General features: G+C 69.5%; 19 protein-coding genes and 1 pseudogene. 12 read left to right on the forward strand and 8 right to left on the reverse strand.

Features of this window, described 5'->3' with window-relative positions:
• Positions 1 to 291 precede the first annotated feature (291 nt).
• Positions 292 to 2532 (reverse strand): helicase-associated domain-containing protein, encoded by a 2241-nt coding sequence (locus tag D0D37_RS27505; RefSeq protein WP_116203499.1) that lies wholly within the window; start codon positions 2530 to 2532, stop codon positions 292 to 294.
• Between the two features lie 92 nt (positions 2533 to 2624).
• On the opposite strand from D0D37_RS27505, the gene D0D37_RS27510 reads away from it, so the two are divergent.
• The 4 genes from D0D37_RS27510 (at position 2625) to D0D37_RS27525 (ending at position 5847) form a co-directional block, all read left to right on the forward strand.
• Positions 2625 to 2804: a hypothetical protein gene (locus D0D37_RS27510; protein ID WP_116203500.1), complete on the forward strand. Its 180-nt coding sequence runs from the start codon at positions 2625 to 2627 to the stop codon at positions 2802 to 2804.
• Between the two features lie 159 nt (positions 2805 to 2963).
• Entirely contained in the window at positions 2964 to 4358 is a 1395-nt protein-coding gene (locus D0D37_RS27515) for an NAD-dependent malic enzyme (protein ID WP_116203501.1), read from the forward strand.
• A gap of 101 nt (positions 4359 to 4459) precedes the next feature.
• The gene (gene moaC / locus D0D37_RS27520) at positions 4460 to 4930 is read left to right on the forward strand and encodes a cyclic pyranopterin monophosphate synthase MoaC (RefSeq protein WP_116203502.1); all 471 of its coding nucleotides are present in this window, start codon (positions 4460 to 4462) and stop codon (positions 4928 to 4930) included.
• Positions 4927 to 5847 carry a molybdenum cofactor biosynthesis protein MoaE gene (locus D0D37_RS27525; RefSeq protein WP_116203503.1) on the forward strand — a complete coding sequence of 307 codons (921 nt, stop codon included), beginning with the start codon at positions 4927 to 4929 and terminating at the stop codon, positions 5845 to 5847. Before moaC ends, D0D37_RS27525 begins: the two co-directional genes overlap by 4 nt.
• Before the next feature lie 162 nt (positions 5848 to 6009).
• Here the strand turns inward: D0D37_RS27525 and D0D37_RS27530 are convergent, their stop codons facing one another.
• The 3 genes from D0D37_RS27530 to moaA all read right to left on the reverse strand — a co-directional run bounded on the left by D0D37_RS27530 (position 6010) and on the right by moaA (position 8669).
• On the reverse strand, positions 6010 to 6642 hold the full coding sequence (locus D0D37_RS27530; protein WP_116203504.1) for a LysM peptidoglycan-binding domain-containing protein: 633 nt from the start codon (positions 6640 to 6642) through the stop codon (positions 6010 to 6012).
• A 662-nt stretch (positions 6643 to 7304) separates the two neighbouring features.
• Positions 7305 to 7601 carry a MoaD/ThiS family protein gene (locus D0D37_RS27535; protein ID WP_116203505.1) on the reverse strand — a complete coding sequence of 99 codons (297 nt, stop codon included), beginning with the start codon at positions 7599 to 7601 and terminating at the stop codon, positions 7305 to 7307.
• A 3-nt stretch (positions 7602 to 7604) separates the two neighbouring features.
• Positions 7605 to 8669, reverse strand: coding sequence for a GTP 3',8-cyclase MoaA (gene moaA, locus D0D37_RS27540; RefSeq protein WP_116203506.1), 1065 nt, complete (start codon positions 8667 to 8669; stop codon positions 7605 to 7607).
• An 86-nt stretch (positions 8670 to 8755) separates the two neighbouring features.
• On the opposite strand from moaA, the gene D0D37_RS27545 reads away from it, so the two are divergent.
• The 6 genes and pseudogenes from D0D37_RS27545 to D0D37_RS27570 form a co-directional block, all read left to right on the forward strand.
• Positions 8756 to 9214: a MarR family transcriptional regulator gene (locus D0D37_RS27545; protein WP_244223689.1), complete on the forward strand. Its 459-nt coding sequence runs from the start codon at positions 8756 to 8758 to the stop codon at positions 9212 to 9214.
• A 33-nt stretch (positions 9215 to 9247) separates the two neighbouring features.
• Positions 9248 to 9652 carry a TOBE domain-containing protein gene (locus tag D0D37_RS27550; protein WP_009083933.1) on the forward strand — a complete coding sequence of 135 codons (405 nt, stop codon included), beginning with the start codon at positions 9248 to 9250 and terminating at the stop codon, positions 9650 to 9652.
• A complete protein-coding gene (gene modA, locus D0D37_RS27555; protein ID WP_116203508.1) occupies positions 9649 to 10461 on the forward strand; it encodes a molybdate ABC transporter substrate-binding protein in 813 nt (270 codons plus the stop codon). Before D0D37_RS27550 ends, modA begins: the two co-directional genes overlap by 4 nt.
• A 55-nt stretch (positions 10462 to 10516) precedes the next feature.
• Positions 10517 to 11284 (forward strand): ABC transporter permease, encoded by a 768-nt coding sequence (locus D0D37_RS27560; RefSeq protein ID WP_116203534.1) that lies wholly within the window; start codon positions 10517 to 10519, stop codon positions 11282 to 11284.
• On the forward strand, positions 11281 to 12360 hold the full coding sequence (locus tag D0D37_RS27565) for a sulfate/molybdate ABC transporter ATP-binding protein (protein WP_116203509.1): 1080 nt from the start codon (positions 11281 to 11283) through the stop codon (positions 12358 to 12360). The genes D0D37_RS27560 and D0D37_RS27565 overlap by 4 nt, the downstream gene beginning before the upstream one ends.
• 331 nt (positions 12361 to 12691) lie before the next feature.
• Positions 12692 to 12826, forward strand: a pseudogene (locus tag D0D37_RS27570) (molybdenum ABC transporter ATP-binding protein); the annotation flags it as partial.
• Positions 12827 to 12862: 36 nt separating this feature from the next.
• Here D0D37_RS27570 and D0D37_RS27575 read toward each other — a convergent pair.
• On the reverse strand, positions 12863 to 14635 hold the full coding sequence (locus tag D0D37_RS27575) for a multicopper oxidase domain-containing protein (RefSeq protein ID WP_116203510.1): 1773 nt from the start codon (positions 14633 to 14635) through the stop codon (positions 12863 to 12865).
• Positions 14636 to 14829: 194 nt separating this feature from the next.
• On the opposite strand from D0D37_RS27575, the gene D0D37_RS27580 reads away from it, so the two are divergent.
• Positions 14830 to 15624 (forward strand): HAD-IIA family hydrolase, encoded by a 795-nt coding sequence (locus tag D0D37_RS27580; RefSeq protein ID WP_116203511.1) that lies wholly within the window; start codon positions 14830 to 14832, stop codon positions 15622 to 15624.
• 37 nt (positions 15625 to 15661) lie between these two features.
• The gene (locus tag D0D37_RS27585; RefSeq protein WP_116203512.1) at positions 15662 to 16456 is read left to right on the forward strand and encodes a metallophosphoesterase; all 795 of its coding nucleotides are present in this window, start codon (positions 15662 to 15664) and stop codon (positions 16454 to 16456) included.
• Positions 16457 to 16853: 397 nt separating this feature from the next.
• On the opposite strand, the gene D0D37_RS27595 is transcribed toward D0D37_RS27585, so the two are convergent.
• Genes D0D37_RS27595 through D0D37_RS27605 form a run of 3 tightly spaced genes read right to left on the reverse strand, consistent with a single transcriptional unit; the run spans position 16854 to position 18804 of the window.
• Positions 16854 to 17225 carry a YccF domain-containing protein gene (locus tag D0D37_RS27595; RefSeq protein ID WP_116203513.1) on the reverse strand — a complete coding sequence of 124 codons (372 nt, stop codon included), beginning with the start codon at positions 17223 to 17225 and terminating at the stop codon, positions 16854 to 16856.
• Positions 17225 to 17989, reverse strand: coding sequence for a PhzF family phenazine biosynthesis protein (locus tag D0D37_RS27600; protein ID WP_116203514.1), 765 nt, complete (start codon positions 17987 to 17989; stop codon positions 17225 to 17227). The genes D0D37_RS27595 and D0D37_RS27600 overlap by 1 nt, the downstream gene beginning before the upstream one ends.
• Positions 17990 to 18045: 56 nt before the next feature.
• A complete protein-coding gene (locus D0D37_RS27605) occupies positions 18046 to 18804 on the reverse strand; it encodes an ESX secretion-associated protein EspG (RefSeq protein WP_116203515.1) in 759 nt (252 codons plus the stop codon).
• Between the last annotated feature and the right edge of the window lie 75 nt (positions 18805 to 18879).

Below are 18879 nucleotides of genomic sequence, written 5' to 3' on the forward strand. Positions count from 1 at the left end.
CCGCCCCGCCCGTGCAATCCCGGACTCCCACCGAAAGCACCCCAAAGTGGTTTTCTCAGTAGCGCGCCGGGGTTCTCGCCCCGTTGACGGGCCTGGTTTGCGGTGCCGAGGTCCGTGAGGGGAACCCTGAGGGAATCTGATTCCCTCAGGGTTCCCCTCACGGACCTTCGCCGGAACCGAGCCACGCAGCCCGTCCCACCAGGCGATGCTCCGCATCCCCCTGGCCAGCACCGCTACAACGAACGCCACATTGGGTGCGTCAGATGCACCCAATGCCACAGTGGTGCGGCGTCAGTCCTCGACCAGAGCCGCGGAAGTGATGCGGTGCAACGGATACCGCTCGTGGTTCGCGCCCTCCAGCACCCCGCCGCCGACCCGCAGCGGGCGGACCACTCGCTGGCTCGCCGTCCCACGTGAATCGACGAAACCGATCCACACCTCGCGCTGCTCAAGCGTCGCACGGGACAGCAGATCCAACGTCGCCGTCGTGTCCGCACCTCCGCCGCCGGGCGCGCGCACCGTGGAACCCCGGCGGCGGGCCGAAGCCTGGTCTCCCGCGCGGAGGTTCGAGACGATCCGCGTCGCCTGTTCGTCGGTCAGCACCGCCTGCTCGCCCGGACGGGCCCGAGCCGCGCGGGCGCGGGCGGGCAGTCGGCGTCCGGTGGGGCGCAGGTCGACCACCCGGCCGTCCGGGCCTTCCGCCGCGGGGGCGAAACCCGCGCCGCGCAAGGCTTCCAGTACTTCGGCCAGCGGCGCGGAGCTGATCAGCACCGTCGGCGCGATCAGCCGCAGGTCGTATTCCGTCGCCACTGGATGAGCGAGCACCTCGGCTAGCAGCGCCTCGTCGTCGCAGCGCAGGAACGATCCCGCGGTGCCGCCGCGCAATCGGCCGTGGCGGCGGGCGACGTCGTCGATCAGGTACGTGAGGCCCTGCGGTACCGGAGTCGCGGACTTGTTGCGGAACATCGCGTGCAACTCGTCCGCGGTCCGTCCGGTGTCGAGCGCGCGCCGCACCGACGGCTCGGTGACGCGGTAAACCGTTGCGTGCCCAGCGGATTCAACGTCCGCGACCGCGGCCATGTCCGCCGCCAGTTCCGGCTCCAACGGGCCCGGCGCGACCACGGTCAGGTCAGCCTGCACCAGCACGTGGTCGATCGGCGCGGGCAGCGCGTCGTGCATCGCTTCGACGGCGCTGGAGCGGTCGTCTTCCAGCAAAAGCCGCGTGGCGGTGGTGAGGGCACCGAGGCCGACGAGGCCCAGCGCGGTCGCCTCGCCCATCGTCCAGCGCACGGTTTCGTCGCGCAGTCGACCACCTCGTCGAGGCGCGCGCCAGGCCAGAACGGCCACCAGTTCGTCGACGCTTTTCACGCCTGCGCCTGGATTCAGCTCCGCCAACGCAGTGAGCACGCGGTGCCGCGAAACAGGCGCGAGCGGCCGTCGCAGCTCCTCGGACAACGGCGCGATCGGCTTGTCCTTCGGGTCCCGGCCACCGGCCAGACCCGGCAGTCGCGGCAGTTCCAGCCACGCCTGCGCGAGCGTCATCCACCGCTGCACCGACGGCGACGCGAGCCAGCTGTCGGTGAGCATGGTGGGCACATATTCGGGGGCGGTGTTTTCGCTGTCCGCAACGAGTCCCGCGCCGACGACCAGCTCCGCGAGCAGCGTCGCGCGAGTCTCGTCGACTTCGAGATCCTTGGCGACCTTCTTCAGCTCGCGCACTCCGAGCCCGCCCGCCTTGAGTACGGGCGGCGGCGAATCCGACCACATCCGCAGCAGGGACTCCGTCTGCCGCAACAACTCCATCGCTTCGCCGGCGGCCGTTTCGTCCACTGTGTTCGTCCGATGTGGATGGACGGGCAGCTCTGGTTCGACGAGCGTGTCCGGTTCGAACGCGCGACCGCCGCGCAGCAGCAGGCCGAGTTCGCAGGGAAGTTCGACGGTCTGGTCATCGCGGCGCAGCAGCAGGCCGCGCGCGAGGAGCTTCTGCACCGGCGTGGCCGCGTCGGACAGCCCGACGTCGAAGCTCGCGTCGCGCGTGCGGCCGATCGGCGGCCCGGCGGCGAGCGCGGTGAGTACGGCCCGCTCGTCGTTGCCGACCTCCGCGAGTCGCGCGTCGAGGTCGGTGGCGGCCAGCGCGGGCGCCGGCGCGCCGAGCCCAGCCGGGAACGGACCGAGGGCGTCGCGGGCCGCGGGCGGTACCCGCAGCTCGTCGTCGGCACCCCAGACGAGCGCCCGAGCGCGCAGCCGGGCGAGCGGTTCGCTGACGTCGCGGCCGACCAGCGCCGTCACCGCGGACACCGGCGCCGGCTCGACGTCAGCACCGGAGACCAGCAGCGCGTCGATCACCGCGAGGGTGAACGTGTCGAGGTCTTCGCAGGCGCGAGCCACCGACCCCGGCGTGCCCGCGCGCGTGGCGAGCACAGTGGTGTCGGACGGAGGAGGGGTGGACAAATCGCGACGCGTGCGCAGCAGTTCGGCGAGTGCGTCGTCGGACTCCGCACGCAGCCAGTCCGCCAGAGAGGTCGCGGGCATAGACACCCAGGATACCGGGCGGGTGCGCGCGCACGAGACGTGTTCGGGCAGACTGTGGTCGAGTTAGCCGGACGAGGGCCTCGGAGGAAGCAGTGGCGAAGGGCGACAAGCAGAACAAGGGCATCGACCCGACGTGGCCGGGCGAGCCGGGCGAGCACCCGGTCACCGAGCTGTCCTCGGACCGGCAGGGAGCGCTTTCGCCGTTCGGCGACCTGGCCTTCCCGCTCGAGCAGGTGCCCTACGTGCACCCGGAGACCGAGATCAACCGCTGACCTGCGGACCCCTCGTGAGTGGCGATGCCGGTTCTCACCGGCGTAAACACTCACGAGGCTGAAGTTACTGGTCAGTCACCCGGTTGGGGTGTGGTGGCGCGGGTCACCGGACTAGATTCGAGCCGTCCGAACCCACTCCACCAGCGGGGAGTACGTGTCATGCCGGTTCCCGGTCCCGGGTATTCGATCACCGTCCGGGTCGAGGCCCCGGCCTCGTCCACGGCCGCGGGCGATCTCACCACCGCGGTCGGCCGCGTCGGCGGCGTGCTGACGGCGTTCGACGTCGTCGAGTCGCACGCGGACACCATCGTCATCGACATCAGCGCCAACGCGCTGTCGGAAAACCACGCGCAGGACATCACCGCGGCGCTCGACTCGCTGCCGGGCGTGCGCGTGCGCAAGGTCTCGGACCGGACGTTCCTGATCCACCTCGGCGGCAAGATCGAGGTCAGCCCCAAGGTCGCGCTCCGCAACCGTGACGACCTCTCCCGCGCGTACACGCCGGGCGTCGCCCGCGTCTGCCAGGCGATCGCCGCGAACCCCGAGGACGCGCGCCGGCTGACCATCAAGCGCAACACCGTCGCGGTGCTCACCGACGGCTCCGCCGTGCTCGGCCTCGGCAACATCGGCCCGGCCGCCGCGCTGCCGGTGATGGAGGGCAAGGCGGCGCTGTTCAAGAAGTTCGCCGACGTCGACGCGTGGCCGGTCTGCCTGGACACCCAGGACACCGAAGAGATCATCATGATCGCGAAGGCGCTCGCGCCGGTGTACGCGGGCATCAACCTCGAGGACATCGCCGCGCCGCGCTGCTTCGAGATCGAGAAGCGGCTGCGCGAGCAGCTGGACATCCCGGTCTTCCACGACGACCAGCACGGCACCGCGATCGTCGTGGTCGCCGCGCTGCGCAACGCGCTGCGCGTGGTCGGGAAGAACATCGAGGACTGCAAGATCGTGGTCAGCGGTGTCGGCGCGGCCGGTTCGGCGATCATCCGCCTGCTGCTGCGCAAGAACCCGGGCGACATCGTGGCCGCCGACATCGACGGCATCGTCTACCCCGACCGCGGCAACCTCGACGACAACCTGACCTGGATCGCCGAGCACACCAACAAGGACGGCAAGTCCGGCACCCTGCACGACGCGCTGGTCGGCGCGGACGTCTTCGTCGGCGTCTCGGCCCCGAACCTCTTCGGCGCGGAGCAGGTCGCCACGATGAACGACGACGCGGTCGTCTTCGCGCTGGCGAACCCGGACCCGGAGATCGATCCGCTGGAGGCGCAGAAGCACGCCGCGGTCGTCGCCACCGGCCGCAGCGACTTCCCGAACCAGATCAACAACGTCCTGGCGTTCCCGGGCGTCTTCCGCGGCCTGCTCGACGCCGCCGCGCACAACATCGACGACAACATGCTGCTGGCCGCCTCCGACGCGATCGCCGACGTGGTGGACAACGGCAAGCTCAACGCGTCGTTCATCGTGCCGAGCGTGTTCGACAGCGCGGTGGCCCCGGCGGTCGCCGAAGCGGTGCGCAACGCCGTCCGCGCCGAACGCGCTGGCTGACCCCGCCTCGTTCCGTCCGTGAAGGGCTCCTTGCGGGAATCTGATTCCCGCAAGGAGCCCTTCACGGACTTTGGGCGAAGTTGCGCAGTAGCCTCGCGGGCGTGAGTGAACTCAGCCATGTCGACGAGTCCGGCGCTGCCCGGATGGTCGACGTTTCCGGCAAGACGGCGTCCGCGCGCACCGCGCTCGCCGGCGGGACCGTCCACACCACGGCGGAGGTCGTCGGCCTGCTTTCGGCCAACGGCCTTCCCAAGGGCGACGCGCTGGCGACCGCGCGGATCGCCGGGATCATGGGCGCCAAACGCGTGCCCGAGCTGATCCCGTTGTGCCACCAGATCGCGCTTTCCGGGGTCAAGGTGGAGTTCGAATTGGACGGTGCCGCTGTCCACATCAGCGCGACGGCCAAGACCAAGGACGTCACCGGGGTCGAGATGGAGGCGCTCACCGCCGTCGCGGTCGCCGGGCTGACGCTGCACGACATGATCAAGGCCGTCGACCCGGCCGCGACGCTCGACAACGTGCGGCTGCTGCGCAAGGACGGCGGCAAGACCGGAACCTGGGAGCGGCCATGAGCACCGCACGTGTCATCGTCGCGTCCAATCGCGCCGCGCGAGGCGTCTACGAGGACAAGACCGGCCCGGTGCTCGTCGCCTGGCTGGCCGACCGGGGCTACGACGTGCCGCCGCCGGTCGTCGTCGAGGACGGCGATCCGGTGGGCGTCGCGCTGCGCGCGGCGGTGGCCGACGGCGTGCAGGTGATCCTCACGACCGGCGGCACCGGCATCTCGCCGACCGACCGGACCCCGGACGTCACCCGCGCGGTGCTGGATTACGAGCTGCCCGGCGTCGCGGACGCGATCCGCGCGGCCGGACTGCCGAAGGTGCCCACAGCCGTGCTGTCGCGCGGCGTGGCCGGAGTGGCGGGCCGGACCCTCGTCGTGAACCTTCCGGGGTCGAGCGGCGGCGTGAAGGACGGTCTGCGGGTCCTGTCGGACATCCTCGAGCACGCGGTGGACCAGCTCGCCGGTGGAGACCACCCGCGCGAGCCCGCGCAGGCCGGTCCGGCGGTCCGGATCCTGCGGGCTGACGTGAGCGACCAGCCGCTGTCGGTCGAGGAGCACGCGCAGCTGGTGGAGGACGACGCGGCGGGTGCCGTGGTGACGTTCTCCGGCGTGGTCCGCGACCACGACGGCGGCAAGGGCGTGCGCGACCTGACCTACGAGGGCCACCCGACGGCCCGTGACGTGCTCGCCGAGGTCGTCAACGACCTGGCGGCGCGCTGGAAGGGCGTGCGGGCGGTAGCGGTGAGCCATCGCGTCGGCGCGCTGGCGATCGGCGACGTCGCGCTCGCCTGCGCGGTCGCCGCCGAGCACCGCGGACAGGCGTTCACCGCGTGCGCGGAGCTGGTGGACGAGGTGAAGGCGCGGCTTCCGGTGTGGAAGCACCAGCACTTCACCGACGGCACCGACGAATGGGTCAACTCGCCCTGACCCCCTCGTGAGTGGCTACGCCGGTTCTAACCGGCACGAACACTCACGAGCCCGGACACGACGAAGGGCCCCACCGCCAGGGGATTTGACGCGGTGGGGCCCTTCGGACGTTCTGTCACAGCAGCTGCTGCGCCGGAACCCGCCTCACGAGGAGGCTCGGATTCACTTGGTGGCGAGCTTCTGGCCGACCACGATGAAGTTCGCGTTCGACACGTACTGCTTGTTCAGGTCCTGCAGCTTCTGGAAGCCGCCCTGGACGTTGTGCGCCTTGGCGATCTTGGAGAGCGTGTCGCCCGCCACGACGGTGTAGTCACCGTTCGGGTTCGAGTTCGCCACCGCGGCCGCGACAGGCTGGGTGACCTGCTGCTTCTTCGGGGCAATGCTCTTCGGGGTCGCCTTCTTGGTGGCGGTGCTCTTCTTCGGGGTCGCCTTGTGCGAGGAGGCCGAGCTGCCGGCCTTCTTGCTGCACACCGGCCACGCGCCGGGGCCCTGGCCCTGCATCACGCGCTCGGCGACAGCGATCTGCTGGTCACGCGACGCGCCCTGCGGGCTGCCGGTGCCGCCGTAGGCCTTCCAGGTGCTCTGGGTGAACTGGAGACCACCGTAGTAGCCGTTTCCGGTGTTGGTGTTCCAGTTGCCGCCGCTCTCGCACTGCGCGATGGCGTCCCAGTTGGTCGCCGACGCGGGGGTCGCGGCGATCGCGAGGGGGGCGCCGACCGCGATACCCGCGACTGCGACACGGGCGATGGTGCGGGTGGCAGCGGACATCTTGCGGTGCTTGCCTCGGTACGACATTTGAAACTTCTCGCTTCCTGCGCCTACGAGCTTGCTGCTGCGGGTCGGGTTGGGAGCCCGTCCGCCCGTTGCCGGGCGGCTGACGCGGACGTCGCACGACGCGCCGTCTTCGTCCCCTCGTCTCTGTCCGGAAATGCTTTCGCTCGGGGTATGGGTCCGGGGATCCGTTGGACAGAGCTGGGCGCTACGGATTCCCGGTGTTGCTTGGTCGGTCGGGGCCAACCGAAAAGCGACGGTACGTAATTCCGAGCGTGATCGGAAATCATTCGAGGTGTGACCTACGTCACAGTAACGGCACGCAACCTCGCTCGATCCGCCTGTTTGCGCTGGTCAGAGCGTCGTTATCTGGCCGTTTTCTAGCCGAGATATTTCACGGATCGTGAGTCTTGGGTCACGTCGATAACGCGTCAAGGGGCCATTCGCGGCAGATAAGGGCGGGCACTTTAACCCACTCGTCAACCAGCGGCCACTGCCCGCCGAGTGGTTCTTTGAGTTGCCCGAATACGCCGTGAGCGAAACACTTCGGAGCGTAGGGATAAAGAGGAATGACCGCTCAGCGCGCCAGTGCCGCCATTCGCCGTGGTCCGGACCAATCGACTGGGAACGGCCGGTCCGCCGGTCAGTGCGGCGCTCAGCCGGGTGCACGGGGCTTTCTCGGCGGCTCACCCGCCGGCGAACGGCGGAAGGACGTCCAGGTGGGAGCCGTCACCGAGCGCGCGGCCGCGATCGCGGACCGCCACCTCGTTGACCAGGAAACTCGCCGCGTCGAGAACCCGGGAAAGTTGCCCGGGGTGCAGCTCGCGCAGCGCCTGGACGGCGTCGGCCACGGTCGCGCCCGCCGTCAGCTCCACCTTCTCCTCCTCGGTGCCCGCCGCGGCCCGCGCCGAGGCGAAGTACCGGACGACGACTGTCACCGGAGAAGAAGACGTCTCGGAAGAGGACGCGGAAGGAGAGGTCATGGCTCAACCGCCGATCGCGCTCATCGGCCGGATCGGCTGCGCGAAGCCGGCCTCGTTGATCTCGTGGCCCGCGAGCTTGCGCCACATCGTGTCCCGCCACGCGTCCGCCACCTCTTCATCGCGCGCGCCCGCGCGCACGAGGGAACGCAGGTCCGTCTCGTCGTTCGAGAACAGGCAGGAGCGGACAGCTCCGTCGGCGGTCAGCCGGGTGCGCTCGCAGGCGGAGCAGAACGGCCTGGTCACCGACGCGATCACGCCCACGTCGCCCGGGCCGCCGTCAACCAGCCAGCGCTCAGCGGGCGCACCGCCGCGCGGAGCGGGGAACGGGCTGAGGGTGAACGCCTCGCCGAGCATCGCGAGGATCTCCTCGGCGGTGACCATGTCGCGGCGGTTCCAGCCGTGCTGCGCGTCCAGCGGCATCTGCTCGATGAACCGCAGGTGGTAACCCTCTTCGAGGCAGAACCGCAGCAGCGGGACAGCCTCGTGCTCGTTGTATCCGCGCATCAGCACGGAGTTGATCTTCACCGGCGACAGTCCGGCGTCGCGGGCCGCGGCGAGGCCGGCCAGCACGTGCGGCAGCCGGTCGCGGCGGGTCAGCTCGGCGAAGCGCTCGCGGTCGATGGTGTCCAGCGACACGTTGATCCGGTCGAGCCCGGCCGAGACGAGGCCGGGCGCGCGCTTGGCCAGCCCGATCCCGTTGGTGGTCATGGACACCCGGGGGCGCGGGTCGAGCGCGGTGATCCGCTCGACGATCTGCTCCAGGCCCGGGCGCAGCAGCGGTTCGCCGCCGGTGAGCCGGATGTCGGTGACGCCGAGCATCTCCACCGCGATCCGCATGAGCCGGACCAGCTCGTCGTCGGAGAGCACCTGGTCGCTCGGCATCCAGTCGAGACCCTCGGCCGGCATGCAGTACGTGCAGCGGAGATTGCACCGGTCGGTGAGGGAGACCCGCAGGTCCGTCGCGACGCGGCCGAAGGAATCGACGAGACCGGGGTGCTCGGGCCGGGGCGTGCCGGACGGACCTCGGTTGCCGGGGACGCGAGGAAACCCGAGATCTACTGCTGTCATTACGCTCAGGATAGCTGGCACGGCCGGAAAAGGCAGTCTTGCGAAAATCCTGGAAACCACCCTCGGTTCCGATGTGGAGGCACTCGGTGAGCACCGCTGAGACGAATAGTGAGCTGACTCACTTCGCGGCGCTGGCGGCTCAACTGCACACGCACACCGTCCTCCAGCACGCGCGCGACGCGGCCCGCGAAGGGCTCTCGGCGACCGAACTGCAAGCGCTCGAACTCGCCGGGCAAACCGCGGATTCCCTTACTCCAGGCCGAATCGGGCAGCTCACCGGCTTGTCGACGGGTGCGGTGACCGGCGTGCTGGACCGGCTCGAGAAGGCCGGTCTGGTGCTCCGCGAGCGCGACCGGACCGATCGCCGGAAGGTGCTCGTGACGATCACCGAGGCCGGCCGGGAACGGCTTGCCGCGATCTCCGGACGGGTGCGCGAGCGCCTTGCCGAGGTGCTCGCGGAGTTCACTTCCGCAGAACGGAAAGTCCTCGGCCGTTATCAGTTCGCAATGCTCGAAGCGTTACGCGAAAACGCGCATCCCGCATAGCTTTTCCGCATCTGCGGGGATAATGTTCCGGCCATGCCGCAATTTCGGTTGTCCGAGGCCGCTCGGCTGCTCGGCGTAAGCGACGACACCGTCCGCCGGTGGGTCCGTGCGGGTCAGTTGACCGCGACGGACGACGCCGCCGGCCGCAAGGTCGTCGACGGCGCCCAGCTCGCCGGGTTCGCCCGGGCACAAGCGTCCGAGCCGGACGACCCGTCGGCGGTCGGCCGCTCCGCCCGCAACCGCTTCGTCGGGCTCGTCACCGAGGTCGTCGCCGACAAGGTGATGGCGCAGGTCGAACTGCAGTGCGGGGCGCACCGAGTGGTGTCACTGATGAGCACCGAGGCGGTCCGCGAACTCGGGCTGCGCCCGGGCGTGCTCGCGGTCGCCGTGGTCAAGGCGACCACCGTCGTGGTGGAAACCCCGGAAGGATCCAGATGAAGAAGCTCGCCCTCGCCGTAGCCGGAACCGCGGCGATCGCGTTGTTCGCCGGCGCCTGCAGCTCCGGCGACCAGCCCAGCTCCAACCCGGGTGCGGGCTCCGCGTCCGCGCCCGCCCCCGGCGGCGCCGCGAGCGGCACGCTGACCGTGTTCGCCGCGGCCTCGCTCACCGAATCCTTCAACGTGCTGGGCAAGCAGTTCGAGGCCGCGCACCCGGGCGTCAAGGTCACCTTCGACTACGAGGGTTCCTCCTCGCTCGTGCAGAAGCTGGACAACGGGGCCAAGGCCGACGTGTTCGCCTCGGCGGACCAGAAGAACATGGACAAGGCCGTGCAGGACGGCGTGATCGACGGCCAGCCGAGCGTGTTCGCGACCAACAAGCTCGCGATCGCCGTGGCCAAGGGGAATCCGAAGGGCATCAAGACCTTCGCCGACCTGACCAAGCCCGGCCTGAACGTGGTCGTGTGCGCGCAGCAGGTGCCGTGCGGTTCGGCCACGCAGAAGGTCGAGCAGAGCACCGGCAAGGCGCTCAAGCCGGTGAGCGAGGAGACGAACGTCAAGCAGGTGCTGGCCAAGGTCCAGTCGGGCGACGCCGACGCCGGGCTGGTGTACGTCACCGACGCGACGTCGGCCGCGGGCAAGGTGGACAAGGTCGACTTCCCGGAGTCCTCGGGCGCGGTGAACCAGTACCCGATCGCGGTGGTGAAGAACGCCCCGCAGGCGGCGCTGGCGAAGCAGTTCACCGACTTCATCCTCGGTGCGCAGGGCAAGGCCGAACTGGCCAAGATCGGGTTTGGCCCTGGCAAGTAAGGCGCGCTCGGGTGCGGCGGCCGAGACCCGGCCGCCGCACGCCCGGGTGCCCTTGATCCTTTGGTTCCCCGCCGCCGCCGCGCTGGCGCTCGTGGTGCTGCCGGTCGTCGGCCTCCTGGTGCGCTCCGACCTCACCCGGCTGCCGTCGCTGCTGGTCACGTCCTCGTCGCTGAACGCGCTCCGGCTGTCGCTGGTGACCGCCGCACTGTCCACAGTGGCCTGTGTGGTGCTCGGCGTTCCGCTGGCGATCGTGCTGGCCCGCTCCCGGGTGCCGGGCGTGCGGATGCTGCGGTCGATCGTGCTGCTGCCGCTCGTGCTGCCGCCGGTGGTCGGCGGCCTGGCCCTGCTGTACCTGCTGGGCCGCAAGGGTTTCCTCGGCATCTTGATCAACTGGCTGACCGGCGAGCAGGTGCCGTTCACGACGGCCGCGGTGGTGATCGCGCAGACGTTCGTCGCGATGCCGTTCCTCGTGGTCAGCCTGGAAGGCGCGCTGCGCGGCTCCGGCGACCGCTACGAGCAGGTCGCTTCGACGCTCGGCGCGCGCCCGTGGACGGTGTTCCGCCGGGTGACGCTGCCGCTGCTGCTCCCGGCGCTGGGCTCCGGCGTGGTGCTGAGCTTCGCCCGCGCGCTGGGGGAGTTCGGCGCGACCATCACGTTCGCGGGCAGTCTGGAAGGAGTGACCCGCACGCTGCCGCTCGAGGTCTACACCCAGGCCGAAGTGGACATCGACAGCGCGGTCGCGCTCGCGTTGCTGCTCATCGTGGTCGCGGTGCTGGTCATCGCGGTCGCGCGGCCGCGGTCGTGGGAAGGCGGGCTGCGGTGACGCTCTCCGCGAAGCTGGCGCTGACCCGCGGCGAGTTCTCGCTCGACGTCGAACTCACCGTGCCCGGCGGCACCGTGCTCGCGCTGCTCGGCCCCAACGGCTCCGGGAAGTCGACGGTGCTCGGTGGCCTCGCCGGTCTGCTGTCGGTGACCTCGGCCGACGTCACGCTCGCCGACCGGCGGCTGTGCGGGAACGACGTCGATTTGCCGCCGCACGAACGGCGGATCGGCCTGCTGTCCCAGGACGCATTGCTTTTCCCGCATCTGTCCGCATTGGACAACGTCGCGTTCTCGCCGCGCTCGACCGGCACCAGCCGCGCGGAGGCGCGGGAGGTCGCTTCGCTGTGGCTGGCCGAAGTGGACGCGGCGGAGTTCGCCAACCGGCGGCCGAGCCAGCTGTCCGGCGGGCAGCAGCAGCGGGTGGCTATCGCACGGGCGCTGGCGTCCGCACCGGATCTGTTGTTGCTGGACGAGCCGTTCGCCGCGCTCGACGTGGACTCGGCACCGGCGATCCGCGGCCTGCTGCGCCGAGTGCTGCGCGACGGCCCGACCACCGTGCTGGTCACGCACGATCCGCTGGACGCGTTGGCCTTGGCCGACCACGTGGCGGTGATGAACGGCGGCCGGATCGTCGAACGCGGGCCGACCCGTGAGGTGCTCGCGGCGCCGCGGACTGCTTTCACCGCGCGGATCGCCGGGCTGAACCTTGTCGCGGGCACGGCGGTCGAAGACGGCCTGCGGACCACTTCCGGCGAGGTGGTGACAGGTTTGCTGACGCCGGACACCGTGGTCGGCGAGGAGGCGGTCGCGGTGTTCGCGCCGAACGCCGTCGCCGTTTATCCGCACGACGGCGAGCACCACGGCAGTCCGCGCAACACGACCGACGCCGTCGTCGCGGCGCTGGAACCGCACGGCCCGGTGATTCGCGTCCGGGCCGAGGGCGACGGCTGGGCCCGCGGCTTGACCGCCGACCTCACCCCGGCCGCGGTCGCCGAACTCGCGCTGGAGCCGGGCTCGGCGGTGACGTTGTCGGTGAAGGCCGCGACCGTGGCGGTGCACCCGGCTGCGGCCTCCTGACCTGTGCCATCCCAACGAGGCTTTCTCAGCAGCCGTTGTGCGCGGCGCTGCGTGCGCGGAGATCCAATGCCAGGGACTTAGGCCGTGCGACCTTCGGCATTGCCCACCGTCCACAAGGACGCCAACCTCGCCGAAACGCCCGCCCTCTGCCCTTGCGGCCGCTTGCTCGTGTCCGTGAGGGGAACCCTGAGGGACTCAGAGTCCCTCAGGGTTCCCCTCACGGACAGCCGCACCCCGCACCGGGGAGCACGCCGCGTTCCGTCGGCACTGTGGCCCGCGGAGAAACGCCAAGGTGGCGTTGAACAGGCCAGCGGCGCGCGGCACTTCCGTCGAGGGCGGCGGCTGGGCACGCGGCTTGACCGCCGACCTCACCCCGGCCGCGGTCGCCGAACTCGCGCTGGAGCCGGTAGTGACGTTGTCGGTGAAGGCCGCGACCGTGGCAGTGCACCCGGCCGCGGCCTCCTGAGCCGAGCGTCCCCCCACGCGGCGCTCGGCAGCCCGGTCAGCCGCCGTGGTGGTGGCCGCCGCCCGGGTGGACGTGGAACTTCGCCACCTCGGGCGGGTGCACGACGAACGGCCGCATCATTCCCTCGTCCTCGTGGTCGAGGATGTGGCAGTGGTACATGAACTCGCCGGTGCCGCCGCCGAACTGGCCGGCGACGCTCACCCACTGGCCGGGGTCCACGATGATCGTGTCCTTCCAGCCCTCCTCGTACTTCTCCAGCGGGACGTCGGCGAACCCGTCGATCGGCTTGGCGGTGCGCTCGGCGGCCGGGTCGAACGTCGTGGTGAAGCTGCGGCGGAAGAGCGCCTGGAATTCGGTCAGGTGGATGTGGAACGGATGAGCGGGCCCGCCGCTGGCGACGTGCACGATGTTCCACACCGCCCACTTGTCGTGGTCGATGAAGATGCCGGTGGTGTCGTCGAAGAGCCGCCCGATCATCCGGAACGTCTTCAGCCCGCCCGCCGGGTCGTTGATCTGGATGATGCCCTTGCCGCCCGGATCGGCGTCGACCTGTTCGAGGTCCCACATCTCCGGGTGACCGCTGGCGTTGAGCAGCAGCGCGACCCAGACGTGGTCGTGGTCCTCGGGCTGCGTCGAACCGTGCTTGATCCGAATGTAGGACGTCGAGAGCTTTTCGGGCAGTTCGAACGAATCGTGCCTGGCGTGGCTGTCCACCCGGAATTCCATGACGTCCGGCTCGACCCCGCCCGGTTTGGCGTTGCGCAGCTTGACGTTCTGCCCCTTGAACCGGCTGAAGTCGATCAGCACGTCGAACCGTTCGGCGGGCGCGACGGTCAGCCCGCCGGCCGGCAGCGGCGCGGGCGCGGGCAGCAACCCGCCGTCGGTGCCGATCAGCCGGACGGCGTCGTTCTGCGGCACGTTGTTCTCGTCGACGAGGTCGAGCGTGAAGAACCGCGAGTTGGCCGAGTTGAGCAGCCGGAAGCGGTACCACCGCGCGCTGACGTCGAGGTGCGGCCAGATCACGCCGTTGACCAGGGTGAACGGACCGGAGAACGGGATCATCGGCCCGTTCGGCACGTACGGGAACTTGTACAGCAGCTGCCCGGTGAGCTGGCCGGTCGCCGGGTCGACGTCGAGGTTGCGGTCGGTCAGGATCAGCGGCAGCTCGCGATCGCCGCTGGGCAGGTCGAGTTCGTCCTCCTCGTCGTCGCGGATCAGGTACATGCCGGCCAGGCCCGTGTGGACGTTGAAGCGCGTGATCGCCATGGCGTGGTCGTGGTACCAGAGCGGCATCGCCTGCTGCCGGTTCTGGTACTCGGCGAGCTGCGAAGTGCCCTGGAGCCCGGCGTTGTGCGCCCATCCGTCGTTGCTCGCGTTGGTGCGGGCTCCGTGCAGGTGGACGACGGTCCAGGAGGGCAGGTCCGCGACGCCGTCGACGATCGAGTAGCCGGGCCGGTCGAGTTCGCGGCCGGGACGGCTGGTCGGCCCGTCGGCCACCGGGCCCTGAACGGCGACCAGCGGGAACTTGCCCGTTATTTCGTTCGACCACGAAATCCGCAGTTGTTTGCCGCTGCGCACTTCGATTGTCGGACCCGGGAAATGTCCCGCATAGGTCCATAACGTGGTCGGCGGCAATTGCGAGTGCAGCTGCTGCTGTTTCGCCACCATCGGAATGGTGATCATGTCCTGGCCCCACCACGGCGGCCGCAGCACCGGCGGAACTGGAAGCGGGTCGAGGAACTTGGTCAATCCCCAGGTCGGACCGGTGATCGGGCCGACGGCTGCCGGACGTTCGGCAATTTCGGTCATGTGCTTTCTCCCCTTCAAGGCAAGGGGCAGGAAGAATTGCGCAACGGCGATTACGCCGGCGCTTGCGGAAAAGATTCCCCCGAACCCCCTCGGTGACCGGGAGCGCGACTCCCCTCGCGATACCCGGCAATTTCCACTGTAGCCGTTTTCCTCGTATGCCGCAGGCGTCTCGCGCGCGTGATAGATTTTCGCGCATGAGCGAAGGCCGGTGGACGTATCTCTCCGACATGGACGGTGTGCTGGTCAGGGAGGAACACCTCGTCCCGGGGGCGGACGAGTTCCTCGCCGAACTGCGGAACAACGATATCGACTTTTTAGTGCTCACCAATAACTCGATCTACACCCCGCGCGACTTGCGCGCGCGGTTGTTGCGCACCGGATTGGACATTCCGGAGGAGTCCATCTGGACCTCGGCGCTCGCCACCTCGAAGTTCCTCGCGTCGCAGCGGCCGAACGGCTCGGCGTTCGTGATCGGCGAGGCCGGGCTCACCACGGCGCTGCACGAGGTCGGCTACGTGCTGACCGAACGCGACCCGGACTACGTCGTGCTCGGCGAGACCCGCACGTACAGCTTCAGCGCGATCACCCGCGCGATCCGGCTGATCGAGGGCGGCGCGAAGTTCATCGCGACCAATCCGGACGCGACCGGCCCGAGCGTCGAGGGCTCGATGCCGGCCACCGGGTCCGTCGCGGCGCTGATCGAGAGGGCCACCGGCCGCTCGCCGTATTACGTCGGCAAGCCGAACCCGCTGATGATGCGCTCGGCGCTGCGCCGGCTGGGCGCGCATTCGGAGTCGACGCTGATGATCGGCGACCGGATGGACACCGACGTGCACTCCGGGATCGAGGCCGGGCTGCAGACCATCCTGGTGCTCACCGGCATCTCGAACGAGGAATCGGTGGAGAATTACCCGTACCGGCCGACGAAGGTGATCGGCTCGGTCGCCGACCTGATCGGGCGAACGCTCGACCCGTTCGGCGAAGGCTGACCGCCCACCGGCCGGGATCAGGGCATATCGTCGAGCGATGAGCGTCTATGTGGTGGGCGACGTCCACGGGCACCGGGACGCCCTGGTTGACGCGCTGCGCGCCGAGGGCCTGGTCGACAGCGACGGCACATGGGCCGGCGTCGACGACCGGTTGTGGTTTCTCGGCGACTTCACCGACCGCGGCCCGGACGGCGTCGGGGTGATCGATTTCGTGCGCGAACTGCGGGAGCAGGCGGCCGAGTCGGGCGGCTCGGTGCAGATGCTGCTCGGCAACCACGAGATCCTGCTGCTGGGGATGTACCACTTCGGCGACCGTCCGGTGCCGTCCGAGTTCGGGCCGCGCAGTTTCGCGCGCAGCTGGGAGATCAACGGCGGCCTGCTGTCGGACCAGGACCGGCTCACCCCCGAGCACATCGAATGGCTCAGCGAACGCCCGCTCGTCGCGGTCGACGAGGACCACCTGCTGCTGCACTCGGACACCCTCGAGTACCTCGACTGGGGCGAGGACCTCGACACGATCAACGCCACCGCGCGCGACATTCTCTCCGGCAGCAACATCGAGGCCTGGTGGGACGTGTGGCGCCGGATGACCACCCGGTACGCCTTCCGCGGCCCGGACGGCGAGGAGAACGCGGACCGGCTCCTCGGCGCACTGGGCGGTTCGCGGATCGTCCACGGGCACAGCGTGATCGCCGACCAGCTGGGCATCCACCCGACGCAGATCGAGGGCCCGTACCTCTACGCCGGCGGCAAAGCGCTGGGCATCGACGGCGGCCTGTTCGTCGGCGGGCCGTGCCTCGTGGTGAAGCTGCCGTTCGAGCCGGAGGACTAGCACCGCAGTTCGAGAATCCCGGACGGGAAGGCCGTGCTCTTCACCAGGCATGCAGGAATTCGGTGCCGCCCGCAGCGACGAGATCCTTGCCGGCTCGGCCTTGAGCTTGGCGATCTCCTCCGCGAGGTCGCCGCTGGCCATCCGGGTCTCGGGCCAGTCCGCGGTGGTCAGGGTTCTGGAGAACACGACCTTGGGGATCGTGTTCACGGCCTTGGCGACGGGTGGTCGGAGGTGGGCCAGAAGCGCTCATCGGCGACGATCACCTCGTGCGTGCCGCCGCGCGGATAGACGAGAAGTTCTTCCTGGCGCGCCACGCCATCAGAAAAGGCGAAATCACTGATCTCGCCTCGTGGCCGCTGGCCAGGGACGCCATGGAGTCCGCCCGGCTAGCTGGGCCTCAGGAGTCCACGATCTCCTTGCCCAGCGGCATCAGCGAGATCGGGATCATCTTGAAGTTCGCCAGTCCCAGCGGAATGCCGATGATCGTGATGCACTGCAGCACCCCGGTGATCAGGTGGCCGATGCTGAGCCACAGCCCGGCGACCAGGAACCAGACCACGTTGCCGACGAACGAACCGACTCCGGCCTCTCGGCGGTCGACGACGGTGCGGCCGAACGGCCACAGCGCGTAGTTCGCGATCCGGAACGACGCGATGCCGAACGGGATCGTGACGATCAGGACGCAGCAGATGACTCCGGCCAGCAGATAGCCCAGCGCCATCCAGAAACCGGCGAGGACGAGCCAGATCACGTTGAGGATCAGTCGCATCAGACGTACAACTCCCCGCTCACTACGGTGACGGCCTGGCCGCGCAGCAGCACGCGGTCCTCGCGGACTTCGGTGCGCACAGTTCCGCCCCGGGCGGAGATCTGCTGTCCGACCAGAGCGGTTTTGCCCAGCTGCCGCGCCCAATACGGGGCCAGCGAGCAGTGTGCGGAACCGGTGACGGGATCCTCGTCGACGCCTACGCCGGGGCCGAAGAACCGGCTGACAAAGTCGTCTCCCTGCGCGGTGATGATGAGCCGTCCGGTCCAGGTCTCGCGGAGGGCGTCGAGGTCCGGCTCGGCGTCTCGGACCGCTTCGACGCTGTCGAGCACCAGGAACAGGTTCTCGCGAGCCCGTCCGGTGAACTTCGCGGGCGTCTTGAGGATGTGGGAGAGGTCTTCGCCGGTCTCGACGGGCGGGTCGGCGGGGAAGTCCATCTCGATCCAACCATCGGCCTTGGTGCAGGTCAGCTGGCCGCTGAGAGTGTCGTAAACCTGGTGTCCGCCAAGGACATGCGTGACGGCGATGGTGGCGTGCCCGCAGAGCGAGACCTCGTCGGTGGGCGTGAACCAGCGGAGCGATTTGGCTCCTTCGCCGGTATTGACGACGAACGCGGTCTCGGAGTGCTTCATCTCCGCCGCGACCTGCTGCATCCACCCTGCGTCCGCGGGCTGCTTGAGCACGACAACGCCTGCTGGGTTGCCGGCGAAGGCTTGGTCGGTGAAGGCGTCGACGAGGTGGAATTCGTTCTGGGCACTCGGGTCCATGAAACCGATCCTGCCCCGCCGAGCGGGTGAAGGCATCGGGGATTAGCCCTGAATTCTCAGCGCACGCCCTCTTCGATCGTCTCCAGCAGCCACTTCCGCAGGTGCGTGCCGGTCGAAGGCGTGAAGTGCAGTCGGAATCCGCCGTCGGACAACGGTTCCGAGAACGTCAGGTACCGCCCGCCATCCGTGTCGACGAACGTCGCGGTCGAGATCGGGCGCAGCGTGCCTTGCCCTGGACGCAGCGAAAGTTCCACGGTTCCGTGCCGGTGCAGCGGCCACTGCGAGTACCCCGCCAGCGCGTCGCGATCCTGGCGCGAGGGGGCCGGAGCCGGGGCGTTGCGCTTCGGCGGCGGGGCTTGGGTGATCGCCACCGGGGAAACGGGCAGCGCCGGATAGGGCGGGAACATGCTCAGCACCAGATCCACCAGTCGCTCCGGCCGGACCTGCTGGAAGCGGAGCCCGTCGGCTACCTCTTCCGAGAACACGCCGAGGCCCTCGCCGATGCACGCGCGATACAACACCGTCCCGGACGGCAGTTCGGCCGCGCGCACGATGATCAGCACGTCGGGCTTCGTCCAGGCGCGCAGGGTCGCTTCGACGTCCCGGTCGAGTTTCTCCGCGTCGGCGAGGCCCCTGCCGCGCAGCGCGTTCCATGCCTCTTCGGCCAGCCGGTTGTGCTCGGTCATCGTCGCGCCCGCGCTGCGGATCTCGAACGGATGCCACGACGCTGGCAGCCCGGAGCGCCGCACCGCCACGTCGGTCTCGGTCCAGCCCAGGGAAAATTCCTCTGGCAACGTCCCAGTCCCCTCGTGCACGAAACAACCCGCACCGAGGGTAGCGGAACGCGCACGACGATCAGCCGCTCGTGCGCGCGCACCCCATAACGAGGG

The organism is Amycolatopsis circi (assembly GCF_003385235.1).
Taxonomy (GTDB): Bacteria; Actinomycetota; Actinomycetes; order Mycobacteriales; family Pseudonocardiaceae; genus Amycolatopsis; species Amycolatopsis circi.

Bases quoted from the DNA above. Each gene is read 5' to 3' on its own strand.
- D0D37_RS27505 (WP_116203499.1), bottom strand. From the start codon at position 2,532: ATGCCCGCGACCTCTCTGGCGGACTGGCTGCGTGCGGAGTCCGACGAC.
- D0D37_RS27515 (WP_116203501.1), top strand. From the start codon at position 2,964: ATGCCGGTTCCCGGTCCCGGGTATTCGATCACCGTCCGGGTCGAGGCC.
- D0D37_RS27525 (WP_116203503.1), top strand. From the start codon at position 4,927: ATGAGCACCGCACGTGTCATCGTCGCGTCCAATCGCGCCGCGCGAGGC.
- D0D37_RS27530 (WP_116203504.1), bottom strand. From the start codon at position 6,642: ATGTCGTACCGAGGCAAGCACCGCAAGATGTCCGCTGCCACCCGCACC.
- D0D37_RS27535 (WP_116203505.1), bottom strand. From the start codon at position 7,601: ATGACCTCTCCTTCCGCGTCCTCTTCCGAGACGTCTTCTTCTCCGGTG.
- moaA (WP_116203506.1), bottom strand. From the start codon at position 8,669: ATGACAGCAGTAGATCTCGGGTTTCCTCGCGTCCCCGGCAACCGAGGT.
- D0D37_RS27550 (WP_009083933.1), top strand. From the start codon at position 9,248: ATGCCGCAATTTCGGTTGTCCGAGGCCGCTCGGCTGCTCGGCGTAAGC.
- modA (WP_116203508.1), top strand. From the start codon at position 9,649: ATGAAGAAGCTCGCCCTCGCCGTAGCCGGAACCGCGGCGATCGCGTTG.
- D0D37_RS27575 (WP_116203510.1), bottom strand. From the start codon at position 14,635: ATGACCGAAATTGCCGAACGTCCGGCAGCCGTCGGCCCGATCACCGGT.
- D0D37_RS27580 (WP_116203511.1), top strand. From the start codon at position 14,830: ATGAGCGAAGGCCGGTGGACGTATCTCTCCGACATGGACGGTGTGCTG.
- D0D37_RS27585 (WP_116203512.1), top strand. From the start codon at position 15,662: ATGAGCGTCTATGTGGTGGGCGACGTCCACGGGCACCGGGACGCCCTG.
- D0D37_RS27595 (WP_116203513.1), bottom strand. From the start codon at position 17,225: ATGCGACTGATCCTCAACGTGATCTGGCTCGTCCTCGCCGGTTTCTGG.
- D0D37_RS27600 (WP_116203514.1), bottom strand. From the start codon at position 17,989: ATGGACCCGAGTGCCCAGAACGAATTCCACCTCGTCGACGCCTTCACC.